The 26644-nt window shown below is 39.0% G+C and carries 29 protein-coding genes and 1 riboswitch; of the genes, 21 read left to right on the forward strand and 8 right to left on the reverse strand.

The annotated features are described in order from the left end of the window. Positions 1-58 precede the first annotated feature (58 nt). The 16 genes from C9J34_RS01230 (at position 59) to C9J34_RS01300 (ending at position 14321) form a co-directional block, all read left to right on the forward strand. Positions 59-1384 carry an NfeD family protein gene (locus tag C9J34_RS01230; protein WP_107838034.1) on the forward strand — a complete coding sequence of 442 codons (1326 nt, stop codon included), beginning with the start codon at positions 59-61 and terminating at the stop codon, positions 1382-1384. A gap of 1 nt (position 1385) precedes the next feature. Further along, entirely contained in the window at positions 1386-2381 is a 996-nt protein-coding gene (gene floA, locus C9J34_RS01235) for a flotillin-like protein FloA (protein ID WP_107838035.1), read from the forward strand. Positions 2382-2414: 33 nt separating this feature from the next. Continuing rightward, on the forward strand, positions 2415-2894 hold the full coding sequence (locus C9J34_RS01240; protein ID WP_107838036.1) for a hypothetical protein: 480 nt from the start codon (positions 2415-2417) through the stop codon (positions 2892-2894). 57 nt (positions 2895-2951) lie between these two features. Continuing rightward, positions 2952-3185, forward strand: a complete 234-nt coding sequence (locus C9J34_RS21675; RefSeq protein WP_153062596.1) for a hypothetical protein — start codon at positions 2952-2954, stop codon at positions 3183-3185. Continuing rightward, positions 3157-4275, forward strand: coding sequence for a sporulation protein YqfD (locus tag C9J34_RS01245; RefSeq protein WP_193768847.1), 1119 nt, complete (start codon positions 3157-3159; stop codon positions 4273-4275). The genes C9J34_RS21675 and C9J34_RS01245 overlap by 29 nt, the downstream gene beginning before the upstream one ends. An 11-nt stretch (positions 4276-4286) precedes the next feature. Next, a complete protein-coding gene (locus tag C9J34_RS01250) occupies positions 4287-5246 on the forward strand; it encodes a PhoH family protein (RefSeq protein ID WP_107838038.1) in 960 nt (319 codons plus the stop codon). Between the two features lie 182 nt (positions 5247-5428). Then, the gene (locus C9J34_RS01255) at positions 5429-7528 is read left to right on the forward strand and encodes an HD family phosphohydrolase (protein WP_107838039.1); all 2100 of its coding nucleotides are present in this window, start codon (positions 5429-5431) and stop codon (positions 7526-7528) included. Between the two features lie 11 nt (positions 7529-7539). Next, positions 7540-8016 (forward strand): rRNA maturation RNase YbeY, encoded by a 477-nt coding sequence (gene ybeY / locus C9J34_RS01260; RefSeq protein WP_107838040.1) that lies wholly within the window; start codon positions 7540-7542, stop codon positions 8014-8016. Next, entirely contained in the window at positions 8016-8366 is a 351-nt protein-coding gene (locus C9J34_RS01265; protein WP_107838041.1) for a diacylglycerol kinase family protein, read from the forward strand. Before ybeY ends, C9J34_RS01265 begins: the two co-directional genes overlap by 1 nt. A gap of 23 nt (positions 8367-8389) precedes the next feature. Further along, positions 8390-8809 carry a cytidine deaminase gene (locus C9J34_RS01270; protein ID WP_107838042.1) on the forward strand — a complete coding sequence of 140 codons (420 nt, stop codon included), beginning with the start codon at positions 8390-8392 and terminating at the stop codon, positions 8807-8809. Next, on the forward strand, positions 8784-9701 hold the full coding sequence (era, locus tag C9J34_RS01275; RefSeq protein WP_107838043.1) for a GTPase Era: 918 nt from the start codon (positions 8784-8786) through the stop codon (positions 9699-9701). Before C9J34_RS01270 ends, era begins: the two co-directional genes overlap by 26 nt. Before the next feature lie 170 nt (positions 9702-9871). After that, positions 9872-10654, forward strand: coding sequence for a DNA repair protein RecO (gene recO, locus C9J34_RS01280; protein WP_107838044.1), 783 nt, complete (start codon positions 9872-9874; stop codon positions 10652-10654). An 80-nt stretch (positions 10655-10734) separates the two neighbouring features. Next, positions 10735-11880, forward strand: coding sequence for an acyl-CoA dehydrogenase family protein (locus C9J34_RS01285; RefSeq protein ID WP_107838045.1), 1146 nt, complete (start codon positions 10735-10737; stop codon positions 11878-11880). Next, positions 11877-12911 (forward strand): acyl-CoA dehydrogenase family protein, encoded by a 1035-nt coding sequence (locus C9J34_RS01290; RefSeq protein WP_107838046.1) that lies wholly within the window; start codon positions 11877-11879, stop codon positions 12909-12911. Before C9J34_RS01285 ends, C9J34_RS01290 begins: the two co-directional genes overlap by 4 nt. Positions 12912-12923: 12 nt before the next feature. After that, positions 12924-13733: an enoyl-CoA hydratase/isomerase family protein gene (locus C9J34_RS01295; protein ID WP_107838047.1), complete on the forward strand. Its 810-nt coding sequence runs from the start codon at positions 12924-12926 to the stop codon at positions 13731-13733. A 36-nt stretch (positions 13734-13769) separates the two neighbouring features. Next, positions 13770-14321 carry a hypothetical protein gene (locus tag C9J34_RS01300; protein ID WP_107838048.1) on the forward strand — a complete coding sequence of 184 codons (552 nt, stop codon included), beginning with the start codon at positions 13770-13772 and terminating at the stop codon, positions 14319-14321. Positions 14322-14427: 106 nt separating this feature from the next. Here the strand turns inward: C9J34_RS01300 and C9J34_RS01305 are convergent, their stop codons facing one another. Together C9J34_RS01305 and C9J34_RS01310 are read right to left on the reverse strand one after the other, a co-directional pair. After that, entirely contained in the window at positions 14428-14958 is a 531-nt protein-coding gene (locus tag C9J34_RS01305) for a hypothetical protein (protein ID WP_107838049.1), read from the reverse strand. Positions 14959-15248: 290 nt separating this feature from the next. Then, positions 15249-15662, reverse strand: coding sequence for an outer membrane protein assembly factor BamD (locus C9J34_RS01310; protein WP_107838050.1), 414 nt, complete (start codon positions 15660-15662; stop codon positions 15249-15251). Between the two features lie 229 nt (positions 15663-15891). Between C9J34_RS01310 and C9J34_RS01315 the strand changes: the two genes are divergently transcribed. Then, on the forward strand, positions 15892-17595 hold the full coding sequence (locus tag C9J34_RS01315) for a prenyltransferase/squalene oxidase repeat-containing protein (protein WP_107838051.1): 1704 nt from the start codon (positions 15892-15894) through the stop codon (positions 17593-17595). Between the two features lie 268 nt (positions 17596-17863). On the opposite strand, the gene C9J34_RS01320 is transcribed toward C9J34_RS01315, so the two are convergent. The 6 genes from C9J34_RS01320 to C9J34_RS01345 all read right to left on the reverse strand — a co-directional run bounded on the left by C9J34_RS01320 (position 17864) and on the right by C9J34_RS01345 (position 22377). Further along, positions 17864-18385, reverse strand: coding sequence for an isochorismatase family protein (locus C9J34_RS01320; protein WP_107838052.1), 522 nt, complete (start codon positions 18383-18385; stop codon positions 17864-17866). A 341-nt stretch (positions 18386-18726) separates the two neighbouring features. Further along, complete coding sequence (locus C9J34_RS01325) at positions 18727-19743, reverse strand: ThiF family adenylyltransferase (protein ID WP_107838053.1); 1017 nt, start codon at positions 19741-19743, stop codon at positions 18727-18729. Next, positions 19740-20504 carry a thiazole synthase gene (locus tag C9J34_RS01330; RefSeq protein ID WP_107838061.1) on the reverse strand — a complete coding sequence of 255 codons (765 nt, stop codon included), beginning with the start codon at positions 20502-20504 and terminating at the stop codon, positions 19740-19742. The genes C9J34_RS01325 and C9J34_RS01330 overlap by 4 nt, the downstream gene beginning before the upstream one ends. 2 nt (positions 20505-20506) lie before the next feature. Next, positions 20507-20710, reverse strand: a complete 204-nt coding sequence (thiS, locus tag C9J34_RS01335) for a sulfur carrier protein ThiS (protein ID WP_107838054.1) — start codon at positions 20708-20710, stop codon at positions 20507-20509. 14 nt (positions 20711-20724) lie between these two features. Continuing rightward, positions 20725-21834 carry a glycine oxidase ThiO gene (thiO, locus tag C9J34_RS01340; protein WP_107838055.1) on the reverse strand — a complete coding sequence of 370 codons (1110 nt, stop codon included), beginning with the start codon at positions 21832-21834 and terminating at the stop codon, positions 20725-20727. Between the two features lie 12 nt (positions 21835-21846). Beyond that, entirely contained in the window at positions 21847-22377 is a 531-nt protein-coding gene (locus C9J34_RS01345; protein ID WP_193768848.1) for a thiamine phosphate synthase, read from the reverse strand. A 72-nt stretch (positions 22378-22449) separates the two neighbouring features. Beyond that, positions 22450-22557, reverse strand: a riboswitch (TPP riboswitch). Positions 22558-22758: 201 nt separating this feature from the next. Here C9J34_RS01345 and C9J34_RS01350 point away from each other — a divergent pair. From C9J34_RS01350 to C9J34_RS01365, 4 genes are all read left to right on the forward strand, one after another. Then, positions 22759-23289: a P-loop nucleotide/nucleoside kinase family protein gene (locus C9J34_RS01350; RefSeq protein ID WP_107838057.1), complete on the forward strand. Its 531-nt coding sequence runs from the start codon at positions 22759-22761 to the stop codon at positions 23287-23289. Between the two features lie 10 nt (positions 23290-23299). After that, positions 23300-23926 carry a DUF3885 domain-containing protein gene (locus C9J34_RS01355; protein WP_107838058.1) on the forward strand — a complete coding sequence of 209 codons (627 nt, stop codon included), beginning with the start codon at positions 23300-23302 and terminating at the stop codon, positions 23924-23926. A 17-nt stretch (positions 23927-23943) separates the two neighbouring features. Continuing rightward, positions 23944-24498 (forward strand): hypothetical protein, encoded by a 555-nt coding sequence (locus C9J34_RS01360; RefSeq protein WP_107838059.1) that lies wholly within the window; start codon positions 23944-23946, stop codon positions 24496-24498. Between the two features lie 635 nt (positions 24499-25133). Next, positions 25134-26438 carry a methyl-accepting chemotaxis protein gene (locus C9J34_RS01365; RefSeq protein ID WP_107838060.1) on the forward strand — a complete coding sequence of 435 codons (1305 nt, stop codon included), beginning with the start codon at positions 25134-25136 and terminating at the stop codon, positions 26436-26438. The last annotated feature ends 206 nt before the right edge of the window (positions 26439-26644 follow it).

Here is a 26644-nt window from a genome sequence, read left to right on the forward strand (position 1 = left end):
CATCCTATAAAACATCGAGAGATAAAAACCTTAAATATAATATACAAGGAGAAATGTGATGAAAAGGACACGAATACTTAGTTGGTTTGTACTCTTGATGCTATCGATTATTTTAGCATTTCCTACACAAGCATTTGCCGAAAGCAAAGTATACCATGTGCCGATTGAAAACAATGTGGAAAAAGGATTAGCAGCTTTTTTACAACGTGCATTTCAAGATGCAGAGAGTCATGGTGCAGAAGCAATCGTGCTTGAAATACATACGCCCGGTGGCTTCACAGATGCAGCAGAAGATATCGCAAAAATCATCAAACAATCCGATATACGCGTCATCGCTTTTATTAATACGAAAGCGCATTCAGCAGGGGCTTTGATTGCATTGAATGCAGATGCTATTTATATGACATCAGATGCGACCATCGGCTCAGCAGGCGTTATTGACGGTACTGGCAACGCAGCAGAATTAAAGGCACAAAGTGCTTGGATTACACAAATGATAGCTGCGGCAGAAAGCACAGATCGAAATCCAGAGTATGCACGAGCGATGGCTGATCCAACAGTCGATATGAGCGAGTATCGAGCACCTAAAGGCAAGTATTTAACATTGTCAGCAGCAGAGGCGTTGGAAGTGGATTACTCGAATGGAATTGTATCAAGCTTACAGGAAGTGTTAGCAAAAGAAGGTTTAGCGGATAGTACAGTGATTAATATGGAACCGACAGTCGCTGAGCAAATTACGCGCATTGTCACAAATCCTATTGTCATCCCAATCTTATTATCGATTGCAAGCCTTGGCTTAGTTATTGAACTTTATTCACCAGGTTTTGGTGTATCTGGCATTATGGGCTTATCCGCACTTGGTCTATTCTTCTTTGGCCATTTGATTGCAGGATTCGCAGGCTATGAATCGATTTTACTGCTACTTATTGGTATAATCCTTATAATTGCGGAATTTTTCGTCCCCGGAGGCATTGTTGGAATTATAGGTGGCGTGCTAATTGTATTAAGCTTACTTTTAGCAGGGGCTGATTTTGTTCAAATGGGGTATTCAATTTTAATTGCGATGTTAATTGCAGTTATAGGAATGGTGATACTTATGAAATTCTTTGGCAAAAAGTTGCATATGTTTAACAAATTGGTGTTAAAAGATGCAACAACGACAGAGGAAGGTTATGTTTCCAATGTCAATCGACTTGAGCTTATTGGCAAAAAAGGTAAGACTGTCACACCGTTTAGACCAGCAGGTGTCGTTTTCATTGACGGTGAACGTGTTGATGCTGTGTCAGATGGCAGCTATATCGACGCTGGTAAGCAAGTAGAAATTATTAAGGTAGAAGGCTCACGCATTGTTGTGCGAGCAATAGAAGAAATGGAGGAATTATAATATGTTTCAAGATGCAGGTATCATTGGTTTAACGATTATTATCGTTGCTATTTTTATCGTCCTAGCAATCTTCTTCACATTCGTTCCAGTAACGCTGTGGATTAGTGCATTAGCGGCAGGAGTTCGTGTAAGTATTTTCACATTAATTGGGATGCGTTTACGTCGCGTAATTCCATCACGCATTGTGAATCCTTTAATTAAGGCACATAAAGCGGGGATTGAAGTAACGATTAATCAACTAGAGTCACATTATTTAGCAGGTGGTAACGTAGACCGCGTAGTAAACGCGTTAATCGCTGCGCACCGTGCCAATATTGAATTATCATTTGAGCGTGGGGCTGCGATTGATTTAGCAGGTCGTGATGTATTAGAGGCAGTACAAATGTCGGTTAACCCGAAAGTAATTGAAACACCATTTATCGCAGGTGTAGCAATTAACGGGATTGAAGTAAAGGCAAAGGCACGTATTACAGTGCGTACAAACTTAGATCGTTTAGTCGGTGGTGCGGGTGAAGATACAATTATTGCTCGTGTTGGCGAAGGGATTGTCTCAACAATTGGTTCTTCTAAATCACATTCAGTGGTTTTAGAAAATCCAGATTTAATTTCACAAACAGTTTTATCAAAAGGCTTAGATTCAGGTACAGCATTCGAAATTTTATCCATTGACATTGCGGATGTGGACATCGGTAAAAACATCGGTGCAGAATTACAAATTGAGCAGGCGCAAGCGGATAAAAATATTGCGCAAGCAAAAGCGGAAGAACGCCGTGCAATGGCTGTTGCCTCAGAGCAAGAGATGGTAGCGAAAGTGCAAGAGATGAAGGCGAAAGTTGTAGAGGCAGAGGCAGAAGTACCGATGGCGATGGCGGAAGCTTTACGTTCAGGCAACCTTGGCATTATGGATTATATGAACTACAAAAACATTCAAGCGGATACGATGATGCGTGATTCAATCGCTAAGTCAACAAATGATGACAATACGCAAAACAAATAGTGCATCGCATAAGCTAGAAGGGAGGTTGCTTAAATGGAAGCAATAATTGGCTTTATTGTAATCGCGATTATCTCCTCTTTATTTAATAGTAAAAAAGAGAAACCTAAAAACACGAAAAGCATGCCACCATTTAATGAGCAATCGCAACCTAAAAACGAGCCACGTCAGACGAAGACAAAGCCAGCTAGAACGTTAGAAGATTTCGCTAATGAAATTTTTGGACAGCTTGAACAAAAAAAGGCCGAGGTGGAACAGCAATGGCAGGCGTCTAAGCCTGTACCACCAAAGTCAAAAACAGAGCCAGTTGTTGTGGAAAAAGTAGAAGTGCCAGAAGTGATTCACAGACCTTCAACAGCACGACAAAATATTGAGCAAACACCTCGTGTAGCACAAATGAAGGAGCGAGAAACAGCTGTATTTACTCCTCCAACAACGAAGAAAGCGCTCATTCAAGCGGTTGTCGCTGCGGAAATTATAGGTCTACCAAAAGCGAAACAGCGTCAAGTACGTTAAACTTATACATGCCTCCTTTTTCTATTGCATATAGTACGAGAAAGGGAGGCTGTTTTTATGAAAAAACTATTTCAAATGGCTGCTATATTTGAAATGACAAACTTTCAATTATTTAAATGGCATGGCAATTATCGCATCATAGCTGCATCTGAAGCGAGTTGCTCGTGTATGATAGAAGATTATGTTGTGCATATTATGGGAGAACGCATTACTGTCACGGTTTTAGCGACGAATGGCTTTACCGTCTCATGCGAAAAATTACATGCACTACAAATTGAAAAGAATGCATAAAATCGACTATCGACGTGTGCGCGTGTCTGTGCAAAAAAATCAAAAAACAAATGATTTACTACAATATTTACATAGCCATCACATCGCAATCTATCATCTACGTTCGACGAAGGATGCGCTACAATTTGAATTGGCACGCCAGCATATCGGTGTGTTGCGTAAAGCACGTAGCAAATACCGTGTCAAATTGAAGCTGCATTATTTAACAACAGACGAGCTACTGCCAAAGCGACTTACAACCTTTATTAGCCTACTTTGCCTTTGGCTCATACCGATGCTTTGCAATTATTGGATTTGGGAAATTGACGTACAAGCAACGACACCTGAAGAAAAATTTGCGATTGAGCGCTTAGTACAAGAGGAATTTGCTGCACCAATCTTAAAAAAAAGCTTGCCAACAGATCAGGAAGTGCGTGAATTCATTATGCAAAGCTTTCGTGAATATTCCTGGGTACATGTTGCAAAAGTGGGCAGTAAAATGACCATTCAGCCCCAGCTAGCGCCGAAAAATGAAGTGAAGGAAAATAACGATGGCTATTATCATCTAATTGCGCGAAATAGTGGCGTCATTACTCATTTTGATATTAAAAGCGGCGAACGCAAAGTGGCACCTAATACGACCGTGTATAAAGGAGATACGCTTGTATCGGGGCTCATGGTTGTAGGAGAGAAGCAACTGCTAATCGGCGCGGTTGGTGACGTGTATGCAGATTATTGGTTAGAAAGCGATTTTATCATCCCTTTGGAAGTCCAATATGAGATTGTGACGGAGGAAGCGTGGCATATAACATTTGCCAACGAAGGGTTACCGACAGAAATAAAATCGCTGTCATTACCAGATTGGTTAGCACGGTATATACGTATTGCAAAAATAGAGACGAGAGAAAAAGTAGTAGAAACATTGACGGAGGAACATATTGAATCGCGCATTATGCCGTTATTGCATGAAAAATTGAGTCAATCATTACCAATGAAAAGTAGAATTAAGAAAGAAAACCTTTTACACATTCAATTTGAAGGTGGTAAAGTAAAGGGGAAGGTTCTTTATTTAATAAATGAAAATATTGCAAAACCTTATCCTATTCATTAAGGAGCGTTGGAATGTCAGAAAAAAATTCACAATTACAGTTAGATAATCCGAATGAAGCGGTTATGCTATTAGGCATGTCGGATGCGAATATTAAATTAATTGAAGAAACGTATAAAGTACAAGTCATTACACGTGGGGAAGTTGTGCAAATTGCGGGTGATGATGAGACAAAGAAAGAACAGGCTAAATCTGTATTACATGCACTGCTGCAAGTGATTCGAAAAGGAATTAATGTTGATCAGCGAGATGTAGCAACGGCTATTGAAATGACGAATAAAGGAACAATTGAATATTTCTCAGAGCTTTATGAGGAAGAAATTGCACGCAATACGAAAGGTAGACCGATTCGTGCAAAAACGATTGGACAACGTGAATATATACGCGCCATTCGCCATCGCGATTTAATTTTCGGTATCGGCCCAGCTGGCACAGGGAAAACTTATTTAGCGGTTGTTATGGCGACGCAAGCGTTGAAAAACGGGCATGTAAAGCGCATTATTTTAACTCGACCTGCTGTTGAAGCAGGTGAATCACTAGGCTTTTTACCAGGTGATTTAAAAGAGAAGGTTGATCCATATTTACGCCCACTTTATGATGCACTACACGATATTTACGGTGTGGAACAAACGCAGCGACTAATTGAGCGCGGCACAATTGAAATTGCGCCATTAGCCTATATGCGCGGTCGTACGTTAGATGATGCATTTGTCATTTTGGATGAGGCACAAAATACAACGCATCAGCAAATGAAAATGTTTTTAACACGCCTTGGCTTTGGCTCTAAAATGGTTATTACAGGTGACAAAACACAAATTGATTTACCGAAAAATACAGAGTCAGGTCTTATTATTGCAGAGCGCACATTGAAATATGTCAAAGATATTCATTTCCAAATGCTTGAGCAAGGGGATGTCGTGCGCCACCCGCTTGTAGCAAAAGTTATTCAAGCATATGTAGAGCAGGAGTTATAATGAATGACGAGGGCTGTTTGAAAAGGTACTCACTTTTCAAACAGCCCTAACCTTTATAATCAGGAAAATACTTTAACTTTTTAAAAGATAATATTTCAGAAAAATAGTTCCTTTTAGCAAATCCACGAAAATGACATGAAATCACGCTCAAAAATTGGTAAAATAAGAAGTGGAGGTGTGCAATGAGAAAACAGTTAAAAAACATAATGCAAGTCGTTCAATTTCGTTATTTCTTAATTCTAGTCCTCTTAATTACAGCAACGATTCAATTTTTATTTATGGCAGGCAATGTAAGAGGCATTACATATGATATACAATTGCTACAGCTTGCACCCGAAACAATTCGTTCTGTAAAAACGATAGAAGATTCAGTGAAAACTGAAAGAGAACGCGATAATGCAGAAAAGTCTATAGAGCCCGTTTATGTTTTTAATGAAGAAGTGGCAGACCATCGAACAGCCATTATCACATCGATTTTTGATATTGTGCTTGATGTAAGAAAAGAGACAAAAGATGATCCAATAGAAAAAAAGGTAGAGCAATTAAAAACAAGCTTAAGGGATATTACTGAATCGCAAAATTCTTTAAGCATTGGTAATACACAGCTAGAGGTTCTGTTAACAATTGACGAGGAGCTATTAACCACTACGAGAGATAGCTTGGCGCAAATTGTAGAGAATACGTTAGATCGACCGTTTCGCAGAGATCAAATATTAACGATTCGCAATGAAATTGACAGTAAAATACGTCAGCAATCCACGATAGCAGAGCCATTGCTGAATACAGCGATTACGCTTGGACGGGCAGCCATTGTAGAAACGGAAGTGTTGGATGAAGAAAAGACGGCTTTACGTGTGCGACAAGCACGTGACATGGTAGAGCCAACACGTATTTTACAAGGACAAATTATCGTACAAGAAGGTGAGCTGATTGACCGAGAAATATATCGGCAACTAGAATTGTTAGGTATGCTCGATACGAAAGGGTCATTAAAGCCAGTTTTTGGACTACTCATTTTAATTTTCTTACAGATGACCTTTCTATATATTGTTTTTGAACGTTCAAAAAAACCGATACCGAAACTTCGCAATGAGTTACTTGTAACAACCTTTGTTTATACAATATGTATCATTATTATGAAATTAATTAGTGTTGTGGCAGATAACTTTGATGTAATGGTTGCATTTTTATTCCCAGTGGCGCTTGCCACAATGCTTCTTCGATTGCTTGTAGATGACCGAGTGGCAGCGATTGTGACGGTAATGACTGCAGCGACAGCAGGTGTTATGTTCCATAGTGGCTATGCTGCAGTGCTGCAAATGGATATTGCCTTGTATATTATGTTTGGTGGCTTTACGACATTGTACTTTATGCGCAGCCTTGAAAAACGTTCTTCTCTATTACAGGCATGTGGTATTTTATCCATCGTCAATATGTTATTTATTAGTTTCTATTTACTCATGTCACAGACAGGTTATGGTATAACAGAGGTAGGTTTCTATTTTACAGCAGCTATCATTTCAGCGGTGCTTTCTGGTGCGTTGACAATGGGGCTACTACCGTTCTTTGAATCGGCATTTGGCATATTGTCAACGATGCGATTAATTGAGCTGTCCAATCCAAATCATCCGTTGCTTAGAAAATTATTAACAGAAACCCCAGGTACTTATCATCATAGTATTATGGTGGCAAACTTAGCAGAAGCATCTTGTGAGGCAATTGGTGCCGATGGGCTATTAGCGCGTGTTGGCTGTTATTACCATGATGTAGGAAAGACGAGAAGACCTACCTTCTTCATCGAAAATCAGATGTCGGGTATTAACCCACATGACACATTGCCACCACAATCGAGCGCGGATATTATTATCGCACATACGACAGATGGTGCAGAGCTATTGCGCAAGCATAAAATGCCACAGGAAATTATTGATATTGCATTGCAGCATCATGGTACAAGTTTGTTGAAGTTTTTCGTTTATAAAGCGAAGGAAGAAGGCATGAATGTTGATGAAGCAGCATTCCGTTACCCAGGACCGAAGCCACAAACGAAGGAAGCAGCAGTTATTAGTGTGGCAGATAGTGTAGAGGCTGCTGTACGATCAATGAAAGAGCCAAATGCTGAAAAAATTAAAAAGCTTGTACAGTCTATTATTCAGGACCGTGTGCAGGATGATCAATTTGATGAATGCGATATTTCCTTAAAGGAATTAAAAATAATTGAAGATGTATTATGTGAAACACTGAATGGTACATTCCATTCACGTATTGAATATCCAAAATAGGAGGACAATCTATGACGTTAATGATTGACTTTTTAGATGAAACGAACACGGTGCAAGAGACGCATATCGATTTAGTTGAACGCTTATTGCAACATGCAGCAAGCGAGGAACAGGTTGATGATAACAGTGAGCTGTCTGTTACATTTGTGACAAATGAAGCTATTCATGAAATCAATCGACAGTACCGTGATAAAGATCAGCCAACTGATGTCATCTCCTTTGCATTAGAGGAATTAGGAGAAGGCGAAACAGAAATCATTGGTGAAGGGCTACCACGCATTTTAGGTGATATTATTATTTCCGTAGAGCGCACGCAGGAGCAAGCAGATGACTATGGGCATTCATTCGAGCGGGAGCTAGGCTTTTTAGCGGTACATGGTTTTCTTCATTTATTAGGCTATGACCATATGAATGAGCAAGATGAAAAAGAAATGTTTGATAAGCAAAATGCAATTCTATCATCCTTTGGCTTAGGGCGCGAGGCATAATGGATATTCGCAAGTTTTTCCGCTCCTTTATTTATGCTTTTCAAGGGATAGTAGCAGCAACAAAGGAGCAAAATATGCGCTTTCATTTAGCGAGTGCATGTATCGTCACGATTGCAGGCTTGTTAACAGGTTTAACGACGCTGGAATGGTTAGTGATCGTGTTAGTTATTGTGCTTGTCATCGGTGCAGAAATGATCAACAGTGCCATTGAACGTGTAGTGGATTTAGCTACTGCGGAAATTCACCCGTTGGCAAAGGCAGCAAAGGACATAGCAGCAGGCGCGGTACTTGTATTTGCCATTGGCAGTGTTATAATCGGAGTACTCATTTTTTTTCCGAAATGGTTTTGATGTAATTTGAGGAGGCAACAAGAATGGATAAACAAACATTAATGGAACAATCAAAGGTAGCACGCGAAAAGGCGTATGTACCGTATTCAAAGTTTCCAGTAGGCGCAGCATTATTAGCGGAGGATGGCACGGTGTATTTAGGCTGTAATATTGAAAATGCAGCATATAGTATGGCAAACTGCGCAGAGCGAACAGCAATTTTTAAAGCGGTATCAGAAGGGGTTAAGAAATTTAAGGGGATTGCGATTGTAGCAGATACGGACAAACCTTGCTCACCATGTGGGGCATGCCGCCAAGTGATGAGCGAATTTTTTGCACCAGAGATGCCAGTCTATTTAACAAACTTAAAAGGTGATGTACAGGAAACAACAGTTGGTGAACTGTTACCAGGCGCATTCACAACGGAGGATTTAGATTATGCAGCAAGCAAACAATCCCTATAAATCGGGCTTTATTTCAATTATTGGCCGACCAAATGTAGGGAAATCAACGTTTTTAAATCGCGTAGTTGGACAGAAGATTGCGATTATGTCAGACAAACCGCAAACGACACGCAATAAAGTGCAAGGCGTGCTGACACAGGATCATTCGCAAATGATTTTTATCGATACACCAGGCATTCATAAGCCAAAGCATAAATTAGGTGAATTTATGTTAAAGGTATCGAAAAATACATTGCGTGAAGTCGATGTCATTTTGTTTATGGTCAACGCTGAACAAAAAATCGGCAAAGGGGACGAGTTTATTTTAGAGCTTTTAGCTGGTAATCAAACGCCCGTCTTTTTAATCATTAATAAAATTGACCAAGTGCATCCAGACGAATTAATTACGATTATTGAATCGTATAAAGACAAGTATCCATTCAGTGAGATTGTCCCAATTTCCGCACTACAAGGAAATAATGTTGAAAATTTATTAGCAAAGCTTGAGGAATATCTACCTGAAGGTCCACAATATTATCCAGCGGACCAAGTGACAGATCACCCTGAGCGCTTCATTATTTCAGAGCTCATTCGTGAAAAAGTGCTGCATTTAACGCGCGAAGAAATTCCGCATTCGATTGCAGTTGTCATCGATAAAATTAAACGCGATGAAGAAAACGAAAATATGATTCGCGTACAAGCAACAATCATGGTGGAGCGCGATTCACAAAAGGGAATCGTTATCGGTAAGCGCGGTGCATTATTGAAGGAAGTCGGCACGTTAGCACGCAAAGATATCGAAATGCTACTCGGTTCAAAAGTATACTTAGAGCTATGGGTAAAAGTACAAAAAGACTGGCGTAATAAACAAACACATTTACGTGACTTTGGCTTCCGCGAGGATGAATATTAAGTAAAAGAAAAACTCCCGCTGTGATGTGGGAGTTTCTTTTGCTTACATTGGACAAACGTAGAATAAACTTCTAAAAACGTAGAATAAAACCGAAAAAACGTAGAATAAACCTTCAAAAACATGGAATAAATCTCGAAAAACGTAGAATAAAAATGAAAGGGGGGCTATTGATGTTACATAAGTGGGAAGGAATCGTCTTGAAGGCAAGAGCTTATGGAGAATCCAATAAAATCGTCACATTGCTGACACGTGAAGCAGGAAAAGTTGCTGTTATGGCGCGCGGTGCGAAAAAACCAACAAGCCGCTTAGCAGGTATTACGCAGCCTTTTATGTATGGTCTGTATTTGGTGCAACGAACAACAGGGATGGGCACTTTGCAACAGGGGGAGCATTTAAATGCGATGCGCACATTACAAACCGATATTCGTGCAACCGCATATGCAAGCTATATCGGAGAGCTAGTAGACCGTTTAGTGGAAGAGGGAGAACCACAGCCTTTTGCCTTTGAAGTTGTCAGGCAAGCATTACTTGCGATAGATGAAGGCTATGACCCAGAAGCCATCGCACTATTTGTTGATTGGAAAATGCTACCGTTCGCAGGAGTACAGCCAATTTTACATGCCTGTGCTTCCTGTGGCGCAGCAGATGGTGAGTTTGCCTTTTCTTTTGCACAAGGCGGTTTTTTATGCCATCGTTGCTACCATCATGACCCGTATATTATTCGCTTATCACCGACGCAACTCAAGCTCATCCGTATGTTTTATATGATGCCGATTGAGCAAGTTGGTAAGCTTGATTTAAAGCCACAGACAAAGATGTTTATTAAGAAAATCGTGACAACGATTTATGAGGAGCAGACGGGCATACGTTTAAAGTCGAGAAACTTTATTGAGCAGCTAGAAAAAATGGACGGTTTGGACGGTGCCTGGCACACAAACAATTCTGAAAATTAAATGCAATTCAAAATTGTTAGACATTTACACCTAGCAGGCGATAAAATAGAGGGGAAGCATGACAAAAGGGGATGGGAGAAATGAAATTACCAGTTGTGCAATTTACGAAAGAGCAGCAAGCGTTTCGTTTAGAGGTGCGCGCTTTTTTGCAGCAGCATCTCAAGGAAGGAACATTTCGAACAAAATGTGATTCATGGTTAAGCGGGAGTGATCCTGCTTTTTCAAAATTAGTAGCAGCACAAGGCTGGATTGGTATGACTTGGCCAAGTGCGTATGGGGGTAGCGAGCGTAGCACGATTGATCGCTATATTTTAACGGAGGAATTTTTGGCGGCAGGTGCGCCCGTTGCTGCACATTGGTTTGCGGATCGACAGACGGGACCTTTGTTGTTACGCTTTGGAACGAAGGAGCAGCGCCGGTTTTTCCTACCGAAAATTATTCAAGGGGATTGCTTTTTTGGGATTGGACTGAGTGAGCCGAATAGTGGCTCTGATTTAGCATCAGTCCGAACGAAGGCTGAAAAGGTAGATGGTGGCTGGCTTGTGAACGGGGCGAAGACGTGGACTAGTAACGCACATGATGCGCATTACATGGTGACGCTTGTTCGCACAGCACCTTATGATGAGCAGCATAAGCATAAAGGGTTGAGCCAATTAATACTTGATTTGCATGCACCCGGTGTAACGATTACGCCGATTCCTTATTTAACAGGGGAAAGACATTTTAACGATGTGTTTTTCGATAATGTTTTTGTACCTGATGCCATGGTTGTTGGAACACTCGGTAATGGTTGGGCACAAGGCTTAGCGGAGCTTGCGTTTGAGCGTAGTGGTCCTGAGCGTATTTTGAGCACATTTCCACTATTAAATGAATTAATTATTGAATTAAAAAAGGCAAAGGATACGGTTGGTTTAGCAACGGCTTGCAAGCTATTAGCCGAAATGTGGAGCTTGCGCAATTTATCGATTGGCGTAGCACAAGTGTTAGAGGAAGGCGGAGAAGTAGGCATTCCAGCCGCACTTGTCAAAAGCATTGGCACAAAATTTGAGCAAAAAATACCTGAAATTGCACGATTGCTTGTTCGAGCGTATCCAAACTTGCAAGCAGAGCGCGCATTTGATCGCTATATGGCAGAATCCATCCTCCATGCACCAGGCTTTACAATAAGAGGTGGTACATCAGAGGTACTGTACGGCATTGTAGCGAAAGGGGTTGTTGCGCAATGAGTGAAATGTTAGAAATCGTATCAGACGTTTTTGAAAAGATGTGCAAAGATTTTGTGACAAAAGAAACGGTTGATTTGCTGGAAGAAGAAAAATGGGCAACCGCACTATGGCAGCAACTAGAGGATAATGAGCTGTTGAAAGTTGCTGTAGCTGAGCAGCATGGTGGGGCAAATGGAGATATTGCTGATTTGTTGGCGCTTTATCAGCTAACAGGTTATTATGCAGTGCCAGCGCCTGTGCTTGAGCATACGCTTGCTAATTTTATCATAGAGCTTGTTGGGCTGACACCATTTTCATCGATAACAACCATCTTATTGAACGAACAGCAAACGCTTACACTAACGAACGGCCGACTTGATGGGACTATTCATCATGTCCCATGGGCAAGAACTGCGCAGCAGCTCGTTACTTTCGCTAAAGAGAATGATAGCACAAAGCTAGTTGCTGTAGATTTAATACAGGCAGAAATGACGTATGCAACAAATTTAGCAGCTGAACCGCGTGATACAGTGAGCTTCGAGCAGGCTGAAATCATCGCTCAAATTGAAGTCAATGAGCTACAATTTCAAAAGCTTATAAAATATGCAACCGCCGCAAAATTATCTGCTATTGCTGGTGCACTCGACAAAGCATTTCAGCTTACGGTTCGCTATTCTAAGGAGCGAGAGCAATTCGGCCGCCCGATTCATCGCTTCCAGCTTGTCCAGCAGCATTTAGCGATTCTTGCAGGTGAGGCAGCGATTGCAACAGCAGCGATTGAAAATATGGCAGGTTCGCTTGTAGACGAAACAGAGCGATTCGAAGTCGCATTCGCTAGTATTCGTTTAGATGAAGCGAGTAAAACCGTGGCGACTGCCGCACATCAAGTGCATGCTGCAATCGGTGTGACCTATGAGCATAGCTTGCAGCATTATACGCGTCGCCTATGGGCATGGCGTGATGAAGGCTTTACAGCACATTACTGGCAAGAGCAGCTAGCAGCAGATTTATTACAGGTTGAAGATGTCTGGGCTTGGATGACGACGCAATAAGGGGGATTTTGAATGGCTGACTTATTATTTGATGTACAGGATGGAATTGCAACAATCACACTCAATCGTCCTGAAGCGATGAATGCCTTTAGTGAGGATATGCTAGCGAGATGGATTCAGGCGCTTGAAATGGTGCGCGATGATGACGCAATTCGCGTGTTGATTGTTAAAGGAAGCGGTAAATGCTTTTGTGCAGGTGGAGATATTAAGGCAATGGCAGCAGGCAAAGGATTTTTCGAAAGTAAGGATGATATTACGTCAACCGCACTGGCCCGCAAAAATTCCTTATGGAAACGTGTCCAGCGTGTGCCACTTTTATTAGAAGAAATCGATAAGCCCGTTATTGCACAGGTGCATGGCTTTGCCTTTGGTGCAGGGCTTGATATGGCATTAATGTGCGATATTCGCATCGTCGCACAGTTCACGAAATTTTCCGAGAGCTATGTCAATGTAGGCATTGTGCCTGGAGATGGTGGAGCCTATTTTTTACCAAAGCTTGTTGGCATTGATAAGGCGCTCGATATGCTATGGACAGCGCGTATCTTATCAGCAGATGAAGCAAAGGAAGCAGGGCTTGTGACATTTGTTGTGCCGGATGAAGAGCTAGAGCAGTATACGCAAGCTTATGCAGAAAAATTAGCAAATGGGCCAACCACGGCGATTCAATTTATTAAGCGCGCGGTCTATCAAAGTCAAACGATGTCTTTGCGCTCATCGCTCGACTATATTTCCTCACAAATGGGACTCGTCACAGAGCTTGCAGATTTTCAGGAAGGTGTGCAGGCGGTTGTGGAGAAGCGTAAGCCGAAATTTACGGAGTGAAGAAGCTAGCGTTTTTATGAGTTGGGAGAAGATAGTATGAGCAAAATAAATTATGCATGGCTATTAGGCATAGTGCTTGTATTTTCTACGGCTTGCAGTGCAAAGGAAGATTCAATCCTGTTGCAAGAAATCAAACAGATTGAAATTACAGAGCAGGAATTTGCCGAACACAAGGAAAGTGTAGAACTCGTGCATGAATATAATCAGCTTGAATTTGATTTAACAGATGAGGAATTGTTGGATCGTATGCTTAAATCAAAGCTTCTTCAACAAATGGCGAATGAGCAAAATATGCCAGTCAGAGAAGATGAAGTAATGGACTATGCTCTTCAAACTAAAATGGGATTCCAACAAACCGACTCACCGCAAATGCAAGAAATAATAGAAATTTTATCCATAAAATACAATGTGTCAACAGATGATTATTTCACACACCCGGATGTGTTAGCACAGTATGAAAATACTTTGAAAGTGGAGAAACTAATCAATCAAATGGCGCTAGAAGGAAATATAACAGATAATTATACAGTAGATCGTTTAGCTGAGGATTTACTAAAGCAATATAAGGATTCGATGAACAGCCATTAAAGTCTAAAAGCAACTACCATAAAAAAGGGAAGTTGCTTTTTTTCTTTAATACTATTGTGTTGTTAGCAAGCCATCCTCCATCGCCTTCATCACAATTTGCATACGATTATCTACATGTAACTTGCGCATCAGTGAGGTAAATAGTAATGAGTCGATTATGTTGAAAATGAACTAGCTGTTCGATCAACTTTAAAGTATTAATAAAAATAGCAAGTCCTAACGTTAACCATTTTATTTGATGGAACCATTTTGCTCTCCCTGTCATAGGGAAAAATTCAAAGAAGTATAGTAAAAAATATGCAGAAAAGCTCACAGCCAGTATTTCGATTTCATAAGTAATAGGAATTTTATAGCTGGCGGGTTTTGCATAAGTAATCGCAATGCCTGCAACAGACATTAAATAAAAAAAACGCTGTATGACAATAGATGTTGGCTTTTTCGTATACGTATAAAAGCCAATGATTAAAAATGCGGCTCCAATGAAATAAGTAGAATCATTGTAGAGCGTAATGGCTAGAAAATCACCAATACTAGGATCCTCCATACTTGTATAGGGTAATCGGTATGCATAGCCATGCCAAAAAGCAAACGCCCAAACTACTAGTAGCGCTATAAATAGTAAAATATGTTGAGACATGATTGAAAACCTCTATTCAAGCATTGATATGATATGTGCAATTTCTTGTTGCGTATTTGGAAATTGCGCCTCTAATAATATTCTTGCCTTTTTACTATATTGTACAATAATCCATTGCACCTGTTTTTGTTATGTAGGTTTGGACTTCTTTTACATTTATATTGGAACGTTGTTAACCAACGGCCCTCTTTATAAAATAATAATATACATCTACGTTTTAGAATATAGTGTATCAATTTTAATAAAGATTCTTTACTTTAAATTGTCTATCATTCGCATTCATGCTTAATTCAATCAGTAAACGTTATTTCAAATGATTCTTCATTATCCCCCCATGTAATAATAACATTCAAATCTGATGTTGTATTTAATAACAAAACATCTGTATGGGGGCCACTTGATTCAAATACTGCTTTACTTTCATCGTCCAAATTTAATAAAGTGATTGGTATAGCACCACCACTATTGCTTAAAGGTGTTTCAAAACGAAAGGCGATTTCATCAAATTTCTTTAACTCTTGTTTATTTCCTTTATAGTGGTACTGAAGGTTATAATCATACGAATCATCCGATGTCTTTGTAATAGTATATATTACGTGCCAATTTTCACTTTCTCCTTCATATACAAGCACATCCTTCGTTGCACATGCGCTTAATAATAATGCTGAAAACAATATAGCCAAAAGCGTTTTCAATTTTTTCAATACAATCTCCTCCTTTGTATATATGCAAAAAAGATTATAACCTTTAAAAAATGCTTATTCTTAAATTTTACCGTTTTATTGGAAGTCTGTATATCCATATTTACCGCAATAAAGTACGAGAATTGCGGTAAATACGGATATACAGTATGTTTTTATTTTGTTAAAGTATGGATAAGCGACAATATTGAATTTCATGTTTATGATTTGGAAGTTGGGATAGGAGATTAGGATGAAGAAAATTAATTTGAAAATATTACTAGCGATTGTTCTTTTAATAACAAGTATAGGGATAATAATGCTAATAAAAGGACAAAAGGCAAGAGTTTTTATTGAAAGTAAACCATATGAAGTTGTAAGTTTAGAAAACCTCCCGTATGAAACGGAAGTGAAGAAAAAATACATAAGATTGAAAAATAAACTATTAATGCCAGAAGGGCAAATATCTATTCAACCTTACCAACATCAATTTGGAACATTGTACTCAACTTATTTCATGGTTAAATCCTTACTACTCTTGGAATATCAGTTTGACGAAAGTGAGAAAAATGATTTAAAGAGCTTTCTATTCAAAGATTTAGAAGTGTTGAAAAACCAAAGTGATAATATAAATCAAATGAATGATCTTTTTTATGCAATGGAATTAATAAAAATGCTGAAATTAAAAATAGACAAAGATGAAATAGCAGTTTTTGAAGTGATCTTAAATGAATTATTATTAGATAATGGAGCCTATCGCTCTAATTTGGAAGTAGAAGATGATAAAGGAGTGCTAATCTATTCTACATCTCAAGCAATAGCTATATTGCATCATTTAAATTTAGAAGTGAGTGAGCACACCAAGGCATGGCTAGTAAAGGCAGTGCAAGATTGGAACATAGAATCTGAAGAATTTAATGCAATTTTAAATGGATATCAAGCACTTGAGCGAATAGGGATGAAAAAGAGTATTCCAAAAGAAATGTATGATACATTCATTCGAAAATTAAATAAGCAGGATAATTGGAATTTATTTGATATGAACATTTATATGGGCTGGTCCAAATACACAGGTTATCAAGCGCCTGATTTAGAAAAGAAATTATATAATCTGCTTGTGCAAAATCAAAATGAAGATTTAGGTTGGCATGTATTTTTTGATGAAAACTCTGAAGAACAGGGGATTTTAATAGCAATAGAATTTCTTCAGTATTTAGATAGTGAGGTGAATGGAAAGGAGGGGTTAAGAAACACTTTATTATTACAGCAAGGGACAAATGGTGGTTTTTCTCCTCTATTCAAAACAGTACCTTCTTTAGAAAATATGTTTTTTGTTTACCATATTGATCAATTATTAAATATAAATGACAGTAAACAAAAAATAAATATGGATTCCCTACCATTTGACATGACTAGTGCCAATGCATTTGAAACTTATTATTTTGTGGCGCTTTCTAAAATGGTGAATTCGGATATAGATGTTAAAAATCAAAAATTAATCAAAGAAAAAATAAATTCAGAAGTTATACCTAGAGGTGATTTTCGAGATTTATACTTCTATTTCAAAACGCTTAATTTGTTGGGGAATGACTTATTGAAGGAATTTTCGCTTCGAGAGCTATGGAATAAACAAAAAAAAGAATTAACTTTTGAAGAATCTTTATTTTTACTAAATGTATTGGATTTAACGAATGAATTAACACAAGAGGATACGTTGTTATTGATACAGAGTTTTAAAACGGAAATAGATGATGCAGTAGAGGAGCCTATTGTAGCATATCTTCTTTCTAATTTACTATTTAATAGCGAAGAGTTTGAAATGTTTTTCGAACAATTGAAGCTTTCTGCAAATAATAATTTAGAAAAACAGGTTAAAGAGAACGAACCACTTTCTTTAATCCAACTGTATTATACATTGAATATATTTGCTAATATACAGGAAGTCAAAGCTTTATAAGTTCCTAATATCTACTATATGAGGTGAGAAATATTCATTTTATTGCAGTTTACGGTGCACCAATCTTAGTAATTATTTTTGTTTAAGCTCAGTCAGTATTATGAAAAAAATAAAAAGATGAAGAGACAGCTATCAGTACATGGATGTCGACTATTTTATTTACCTTATTAGTATGGATTTTTTGTATATTAATTTTATCGGCACAAAAGGCAGTAGCGAATGTATCGAAAAAAGCAACCACCGCAAAAAGGAGGTTGCTTTTTTTCTACTAGCTTTCCAAATACTCCTCTATATCCAGCACCTCAATGACATTTGACCAATGCAGCACAGTTCCGACAAAATCTCGAATATCTAAGCCTGACATTTCATAGGTATCCGAATTGTTCACTGTATTTGTCGCATCCTCGATAAAGGTTGTGCGGAAGCCGCGGTCATAGGCGGCGATGGCTGTAAATTGACAGCAAAACTCCGTATTGAAGCCTGTGATATATACATGTTCAACACTTAAACTTGCTAATAGTTCCTGCAAGTTTGTTTGATAAAAGGCGCTTGGCGTTTTCTTGATAACAAGGTGCTCTATATATGGCTGATAGCGCTCAATGATTTGTGCGCCTATGTTTGCGGGGTGAAGCACACTTTCCTGTGTCTCATCGAAATGCTGAATGAAAATAATTGGTTTTTGTTGTGTTTGAAATCTTTGAATTAATTGTTCAATATTCGCTAATGTATCATTACATTGTGCGAGGTCAACTAATCCATTTTGTACATCAATTACTAATAAAGCCTGCATTAAGTTTCCTCCTCAAATTTGAATTTAAATTGAGGAAGTTGTAAATGGTGGTGTTTTCATTAAGTTGTTTTCTCCTTTATGTTATCTACTAAATTCTATATTCTATTTAATTTTTGTTTTTCCTTTATAATTTTAATAAAAAAGAAGCAAATGGAGCGTATCGAATTTACAGTTTTCTTGGCAATCGTTAAATAACAGGATGAGGGTTGCCTAGTACATGGTATTTTGCTTTCTAGCTTAAAAGTAATGATTCGCACGCAAGACAAGCAAATTCGCTCAACCAAAAAATAGGGGCGTATTTGAAAAAGATTGATCCCTTTTCAAGCAGCCCCGTATTTTGATTAAGTAAAATATTGATAATAAATGCTTTTGGCTTGTTGGATATCGGCAGTGCCATGCACGAAGACGCGACCATCCTTAAACGCGGTGAGCTGATACTCTTGCGCATGAAAGCTGATGAGAAAATCGTTGAAATGGCTTATTTTCTCTGCTTGTAACTGCTCTTTTAATGCGAGTAAATCGCGCATTTTATAGACAGGACGAATTTGCACTGTATCGCGTCCACACAATGAAGCAAATTTTGTTGTAGCGTTTGGCTGTAAAAATGGATAAGTTGGCTTTTCTCCGCATGTAGGGCAGGTCGGTTTGCGCAATGCCTCGACATTGACAGAGGAAAACGTATTTTGCCAGACATCGATGGAGAAAACCGTGCCACGCATTGCGGCTTCATTGTCCGTTAAATATTTCAATGCTTCCGCCACTTGTAGAGCAGCCGTTATTTGTGAGGCAGAGGCTAAAATGCCTGCTGTGTCACATGTCGGTCCTGTAGAGGGTAAGTCACCCATTATACAGTGTAGGCAAGTTGTTTTTCCCGGTTTGATGAAAAAGGAAAGGCTGCTTGCTGCAACGCATGCACCGTAAATCCAAGGAATACTATATTTATGTGCAATATCGTTCATAACAAAGCGAATATCGAAATGATCTGTGCCATCGATCATTAAGTCAATAGAATGCGTTGTTAGCATATGCTCAAAAAATTCAACATTGGCTTCCTCATTATAGGCATGAATTATCGTTGTATGGTTAATTTCCTGCAAGCGTCTTTTGGCGGCCGTTGCCTTTGGTAAACGTGCTGTGACATCTGCTTCGCTGTAAAGCATTTGACGCTGTAAATTAGATAAATCGACGAAATCACGGTCAACAAGTGAAATCTCACCGACACCTGCTCGCACTAGTAAATCAGCAATCGTTGCACCAAGTGCGCCAACACCAATGATGAGGACATGCTTGTCAGCAAGTAGCGTTTGTCCGTTTGTGCCGATAGCTAAAAAGCGTTCCTGTCTTGAGTAACGGCTCACTTGCTAATCCCTTCTAACGGGCTAGAGGCAGTGCCATATATTTTTTTCGCTATACGTCCAGCCTCAAAGCTTTCACGCCCCGCAATGATGGCATGCTTCATCGCAGAAGCCATCTTTACAGGATCTTTAGCACCTGATACGGCTGTATTTAACAATACCGCATCTGCACCGAGCTCCATCGCCTGCGCGGCATCTACCGCGGAGCCAATTCCTGCATCAACGATAACAGGTACCTTCGCTTGCTCAATTATAAAAGATAAATTAAGCGGGTTGACAATGCCCATACCAGAGCCGATTGGGGAAGCCCCCGGCATAATCGCATGGCAGCCTAAATCTTGCAGGCGCTTTGCTAATAATACGTCGTCCGAAGTGTAAGGTAAGACGATAAAGCCTTGCTCGAGCAACATTTCTGTTGCACGCAACGTTTCTACAGGATCTGGTAGCAATGTTTGAGGGCATCCAATAATTTCTACTTTCACCATATCACATAAACCAGAGGCTTTTGCTAAGTTAGCGATGCGCACAGCTTCCTCGGCATTGTTAGCCCCTGCTGTATTCGGCAAGAGCGTATAGTTTTGCACATCAATTTTTTCTAAAAAATTAGGCTGTGTTGGCTCGAAAATATTCATACGGCGCACAGCGAACGTTAAAATTTCCGTTTCCGATATTTTTACGGCTTCCTTTTGTGTATCAAAATCTGTAAATTTCCCTGTGCCTAATAATAGACGTGAGTTAAAACGGTATGGTCCAATATGTAACATCATTATCCTCCTCCTACAAACTGTACAATTTCAATACGGTCATCTACTTGAATTTTTTTGCCATCACGCTCCGTAGGCTGTAAAATTTCAGCATTTACTTCTACAATGGCAAGCTCCTTATTTAGCTGTAAATGGTCAAGTAATTGCACGACGGTTGTAATCGACTGTGGTACCTCCATACGATGCCCGTTTATGTATAAGTGCAAAATAAACACCTCCTTTAAATTGTAAAGCGCTGCAATGCAAATGGGGCTAAACGTTGTTTCGCTGTATTGTCACCTAATAATGCTTGGCTAAATAAAAGCCCTGTAATGGCGCTTAATAAAATGCCATTGCGATAATGCCCTGTGCATAAAAATAAATTGCTATATTGCGTATCGCCCATAATCGGTAGCCCATCAATTGTTTGTGGTCGCACACCACACCATGTTTCAATGATTTCTGCCCTGGTTAATGATGGTAGTATGTGAAACGCACGTGTTAATAAAGAATGGATGCCACCAGCTGTCACGGCATCATCGTCTTGCAGCGGGTAGCTTGTCGCACCAATTAATATAAACCGCTGCTGCTTTGGTACGATATAGCAACCATCTGTTGAAAAAATCGTTGCCTTTGGTAGCTGATCTGCCTTTAGCATTAAGCATTCGCCTTTGACTGGATGCATTGGACAAGTAATATTCAAAGTTGTCGCCAGCTTTGTTGTCCAAGCGCCTGCTGCTAAAACTACCTGTGCAACAGCATAGCGGGCACAAGTTGTTTGCACATAGGTAATTTGCTGTTGCTCCTTTTCAATCGCGACGACTTCCTCGTCAATGATGGTTGCACCAAGCTGTTGTACAGCAAGAAACAATGCCTTTGTTAAAGCTCTTGCATTTACTTGATGGTCTTCGTAAATATGAAAGCCTTGTGCAACGGCTTGCCCTAATAATGGCTCTGCTTGCTGTAAATCGCTTTGATTTAACCAACGGATAGAGGCAGGGCGGTCTTTATGTAAAAAATCGTATTGCTGCTGTAAATCTTGCAAGCCTTGTTCATTTGCCGCAATTTTAATAAGCCCTGATGGTAATAACCCCACATCTTGTCCTGTTAGCTCAAATAACTCCTGTGCGATTTTTTTATGTAACGACCGGCTTTCTATCGCTAAATCATAAAGGGGGGAGGGCGCATAAAATTCATTTTGACCGCCTAGCATACCACCAGCTGCGAGTGATGCTGTTGTTGTTTTTTCTGCATGAAAAATCGTCACATGTTGCTGTTGCTTTAATAATTGATAAGCAATGGATAGTCCGATAACACCGCCACCGATAATGGTAAAGCTGTCTCCCTTCATAAATTGCCCTCCTTAGTCAAAAAACATTGAGATTGAAGCATAGCCTTGTGCACCAGCCCGTATCACCTTTCGAGTATTTGTATGTGTCATACCACCAAGTGCCACCACCGGTATTTCAACCGCTTGGCATATATCAGTAAGTGCTTGAAGCCCTTTAGCAGGTACATTTAGCTTACTAGTCGTCGGGAAAATGGGAGAGAAATAGATATAATCCATGCCTCTTGTCACGCTTAGGTAAGCTTCCTCCTTTGTATGCGTAGATTGCCCACATAAAAAAGGATGCTGCGCTGCATTGATAGCTTGATTCGCTGCTAAGTGACAACCGAGCAAGCTGTATTTGTAAGCAAGTTCCATATGCGTGTGAATAATTAATTGCTTCGCTTTTACGCCTGCTTGTAAAAGCGTGATAATCCCGTTATCTATTTCTGCAAACGAGAGCTGTTTTTCGCGTATAACAATCGCATCAACAATAGGGGTGATTTCCTTTATTCGATTGATTACTTGCACTGTTAGTCCTTTACCGCTCGTAATGGCATGAATCATTTTGGTTTCCTCCAATAAAAAAAGCGTTACTTCTCCCATAGGAAAAGTAACGCATACTTAACAATCGTAACGACTAAGAGACGCCCACTTTCCTACGCTAGTATGAACTAGATCAGGTTCCAGGAATCCCAAAGTTTACTTTGATCTCAGCCGTTCACAACGGCACCTCCAGTGGATGGCTATGTAATTAGTTAACAATATAGCATATGTTTTTTTAGATGTCACGATGAAAATTATTAATTGAGGTAGCTAGCTATTTATCGATATATGTTATTATAGGAGAAATAAGGAATTAATGAAATGTCTTGATTTTCTAAAAAGTAACCGAAATATGCTTATGAATGCTTGAAATATAACGTTTTGAAAAGAGGGAAAATGAATATGTACTTTATCCAAATGTCTGGGTTCCCAGGCTCAGGAAAATCTACTTTAGCGCGAGAAATTGCTACTAGAATGGGCTTTATTATTATTGACCATGATATCGCAAAATCTGCCTTATTAAATTCACTTGAAGAGGGCTCACTTGATGGCAAACTTATGGGGAAAATAAGCTATAATATCGATTTTTCATTAGCTGATTTTCACTTATCACAAGGGCATAGCGTCATACTTGACAGTCCGTGCCTATACGAGGAAATGGTTGAAAGGGGAATGAAATTAGCTGAAAAATATGGTATCACGTATAAATATATTGAATGTTATCTGGATGATGTTCTTGAAATTAATAAGCGTTTAAAAGGTCGACAAAGAATGGTGAGCCAAATTAGTGAAATTCAGTCAGAGGAAGACTTTCAAGTGACGATTAACAGTGCGAAGAAACCAGCTAATTATAGATGCTTAGTTATCAATACGGGCCAGCCTTTAGCAAATTATATAGAGGATGTTATTCATTATATTAATTGTGAAAAGTGAGGAGGGAGCTATGAGATTAAAGCAATTTATGCAGGAGCATTATGATGATTTAAAGCTTTCACCAAGTTTTTATCATCAGTGGGAGCAGGCAATTCATGTTGAATTAGGACAGGGGATATACCAATTTATGGGTGATGAATTGAATATGGCAAGGTTTCATAAGGTTGAGCAGCAAGTTGCTGAAATGATCAAATTACTTTTTGAAAAAACAGATGATATGATTGTTGTTGTCAGCTCATTCCCGATAGATAGAGGAAAAATCGCATATCCCAATTTCTTTCAAAGGTACGTGAAAGATCAGAAGAAAAAGTATGAGCTGCGTATAGAGGAGTATATGTGGCAATTGGATGAGGACATGTTACTGATTCAACAAATGGAGCTTTTTTGTCAAGTAGCAGATTTGAAATTACAGTGGCTTTTGAAAACGTGTATGCATGAAGATTTTCGCTCTTTAAAGCCACAATTAAAAAGAAGGCATAGCGCATATGCACCTGATGTCTTTTTAGTGAATACGCGTACAAAGTGTATTTTCCATTTATATGATGACCGTGGCTGTGAAATCATGAATGTCGATGAGAAGCTGCATCAAACGCTGCTAAACTATTTAAAAAAATGGGAGCATCAATCAAAATCATGAGAAATAGAAGAGCCCTAATGCGTAAACGGACATTTATTTTAATTGCCATACTTTCTGCTGTGCTATTTTCAACAGTGGTTTTTCCTTATTCAATTTTAAGTGTATATCCAACTGTTTCAGTGAAAGTTGATGACATGCGTCAGCAAACATATAATGAGGATCTCGTCGTATTCCGAACATTATTTGAGGAGAAAGCGCTGCAACCAGATTATGTCGTATCACATTCGATTGCTTTGCTCCTATTGTACGAGATGGACTGGCTAACAGATACTAACCATCATATGAAGCGCATCGAATGGACGCAACTTTTAACAAATATTCAATTAGTTAAAAGCGAGCTTATTCGCCTAGGCTTTCAAGAAGAGGGGCTGTCAGATGAGGCGAAAATGTATTTAGAGCAGATGATTGATTTAACAATGCAAATGGAGGAAACCATAGTTTATCATGTAAATAAAAAAGCCACCTATTCACGCAAGCGTATCGCAACTTCGATTCGTAATCTACAAAATGATATGGCATCTTCTTTAAACCTGTATCTTCATTTTTGGCAAGCCTACTATAGTGGTAAATAGGTGGAGCTAAGCGGCACGTCAATAAAACAGACTAAAAAGTGGATTGTTGTCCTACTTTTAGTCTGTTTTTCACTTAACATTTTAGACCAAGCCTTCCATCAATATAGGGTCTACAAAGCCTAAAGAAATTTTGAATGGTCCATCATACTTCGCAAGTCCGATTTGTTCTGTCTGTTGATTATAAAAAACCACCTCTCTGCGTTCTAAATAATTATTTATATTTTCATAAGATTTAACTTGATTCAGCAATGTTTACTGCGCGGAAGCAGGGCGATAGCGGCATTGTTTTTTGTATCGAAAGCGTAGTGGCAGATACAGAAATCCCCCAGTTCCATAAGTGGCGGGATGAATGCTAGAAAAGTAATTGATTAACTATTTCCTGCGCAATATCTTTTGCTATTTGTATACCCTTTGTGTAGTAAGAAGCGATACGTAGCAGTTTTTCGGTGTGTAAGAGCATAATTTCTATTTGTTTCCTCCTCCTATGATATAAGCGGGAAAGTTTATCGTTCGAAATATAATTCCATTAAAATAGGGCTTAATAATTACCGAAGAAAAAGATAAGGAAACTATTTTACTAATTTTAATATTTATTTTACAATTATAGTAGACGTACATAGAAATGGGGAGGCATTATGAAAAAGGAAAGAGTAATTTCACGGGACATTAAAATTTGGAAAAGTTTAATATTTAAAATGATTTTAGCAGTAGCGGTGAGTTTATTTATTAGCTCACATATTTCGGAGTTTATTAGTAAACAAGTTGGTGAAATCATTGAGCTTGATGGCGTTGCAGGTGTTGCAATTAATACGTTTATTTCCCTATTTATCGGTACAGTGATTATTGCACTATGTACACGTTACATTGTTTTAAAGCGTGTCAATCGAGTATTAAAGGCGATGACACAAGCGGCAGATGGCGATTTAACGGTGCGTATTGATGATCATTATAAAGATGAGATTGGACAATTATCAACAGAGTTCAATCATATGTTAGAGCAAATTGGCACGGTGATTGAAAAAGCGAACAAAGCGTCAACAGATGTGACGACATATACAAGGGAGTTTGCAGCAATTACGGAGCAAAGCAGTACATCTGTTGAAACAATTTCAAATTCTATTCAAGAGATGGTCGTTGGTGCGGCTGGACAAATGGATAAAATGCAGGAAATGTCGGAATCATCGGATTTAATTAATCAGGAAATGGAGCATGTAACGGCTGTTGTACAGGATGTCGCAGACGTTGCAGCTGAAACGAGTCAAAAAGCAGATTTAGGTTTACAATTGATTGAACAAACAATTGGAAAAATGAATACGATTAATAACTCTGTTAATGAATCAACAGAAGTTGTCAATGCTTTAGGAGAAAAATCGAAGGAAATTAGCTCCATTTTAGCTTTAATTACAAGCATTACAGACCAAACGAATTTGCTCGCTTTAAATGCTTCCATTGAGGCCGCACGCGCGGGTGAGGCTGGCAAAGGCTTTGCGGTTGTTGCAGATGAAGTGAGAAAGCTAGCCGAGGAGTCGGGCAGAGCTGCTGATGATATTCGCACATTAGTTGATGATATTTTAAGTCAAACATCAAGTGCCGTAACGGCGATTAATAGTGGGACACGCTTTGTAGATGAAGGACGAGAATCGGTTGAGCAAACTGGAGAAGCGTTTAAAAATATTGTGGAATATGTAGCGAATATTAGCACGCGAATAAATGAAGTAACTAGCATTGTACGTATTGTAAATGATAAAACCAATGAGACGAGTCGCGCAGCTAATGAAATTGCAGAAATTGCAAATGGTATCACATCCAGCCTACATCATATTGGAAATTCAGCGGAACAACAGGCGGCATCGAATGAAGAGATTGCTAGCTCTGCTAATGTATTAGAGACAATGGCAAGCGACTTACAAATGGAAATTAGCCAGTTTAAAGTAAAATAATAGGTGCATTGAGTAAAAATCACATTCAAACCCTCAAAAAACAATAACGGCTGTTCAAAAGTAAAGTGTTAGACTGCTTTTGAACGGCTTTTTTGTGTCAAAAATTAGACTGTTTTTTGAATTTATTATGCATAAAAAATTATGTTGAAATAGTTTTATGGATAGTGAATTAATGTTTGTTACTTGACATATAGGCATTTGTAAAG

Source organism: Metasolibacillus meyeri, from assembly GCF_003049505.1.
Classification (GTDB): domain Bacteria; phylum Bacillota; class Bacilli; order Bacillales_A; family Planococcaceae; genus Metasolibacillus; species Metasolibacillus meyeri.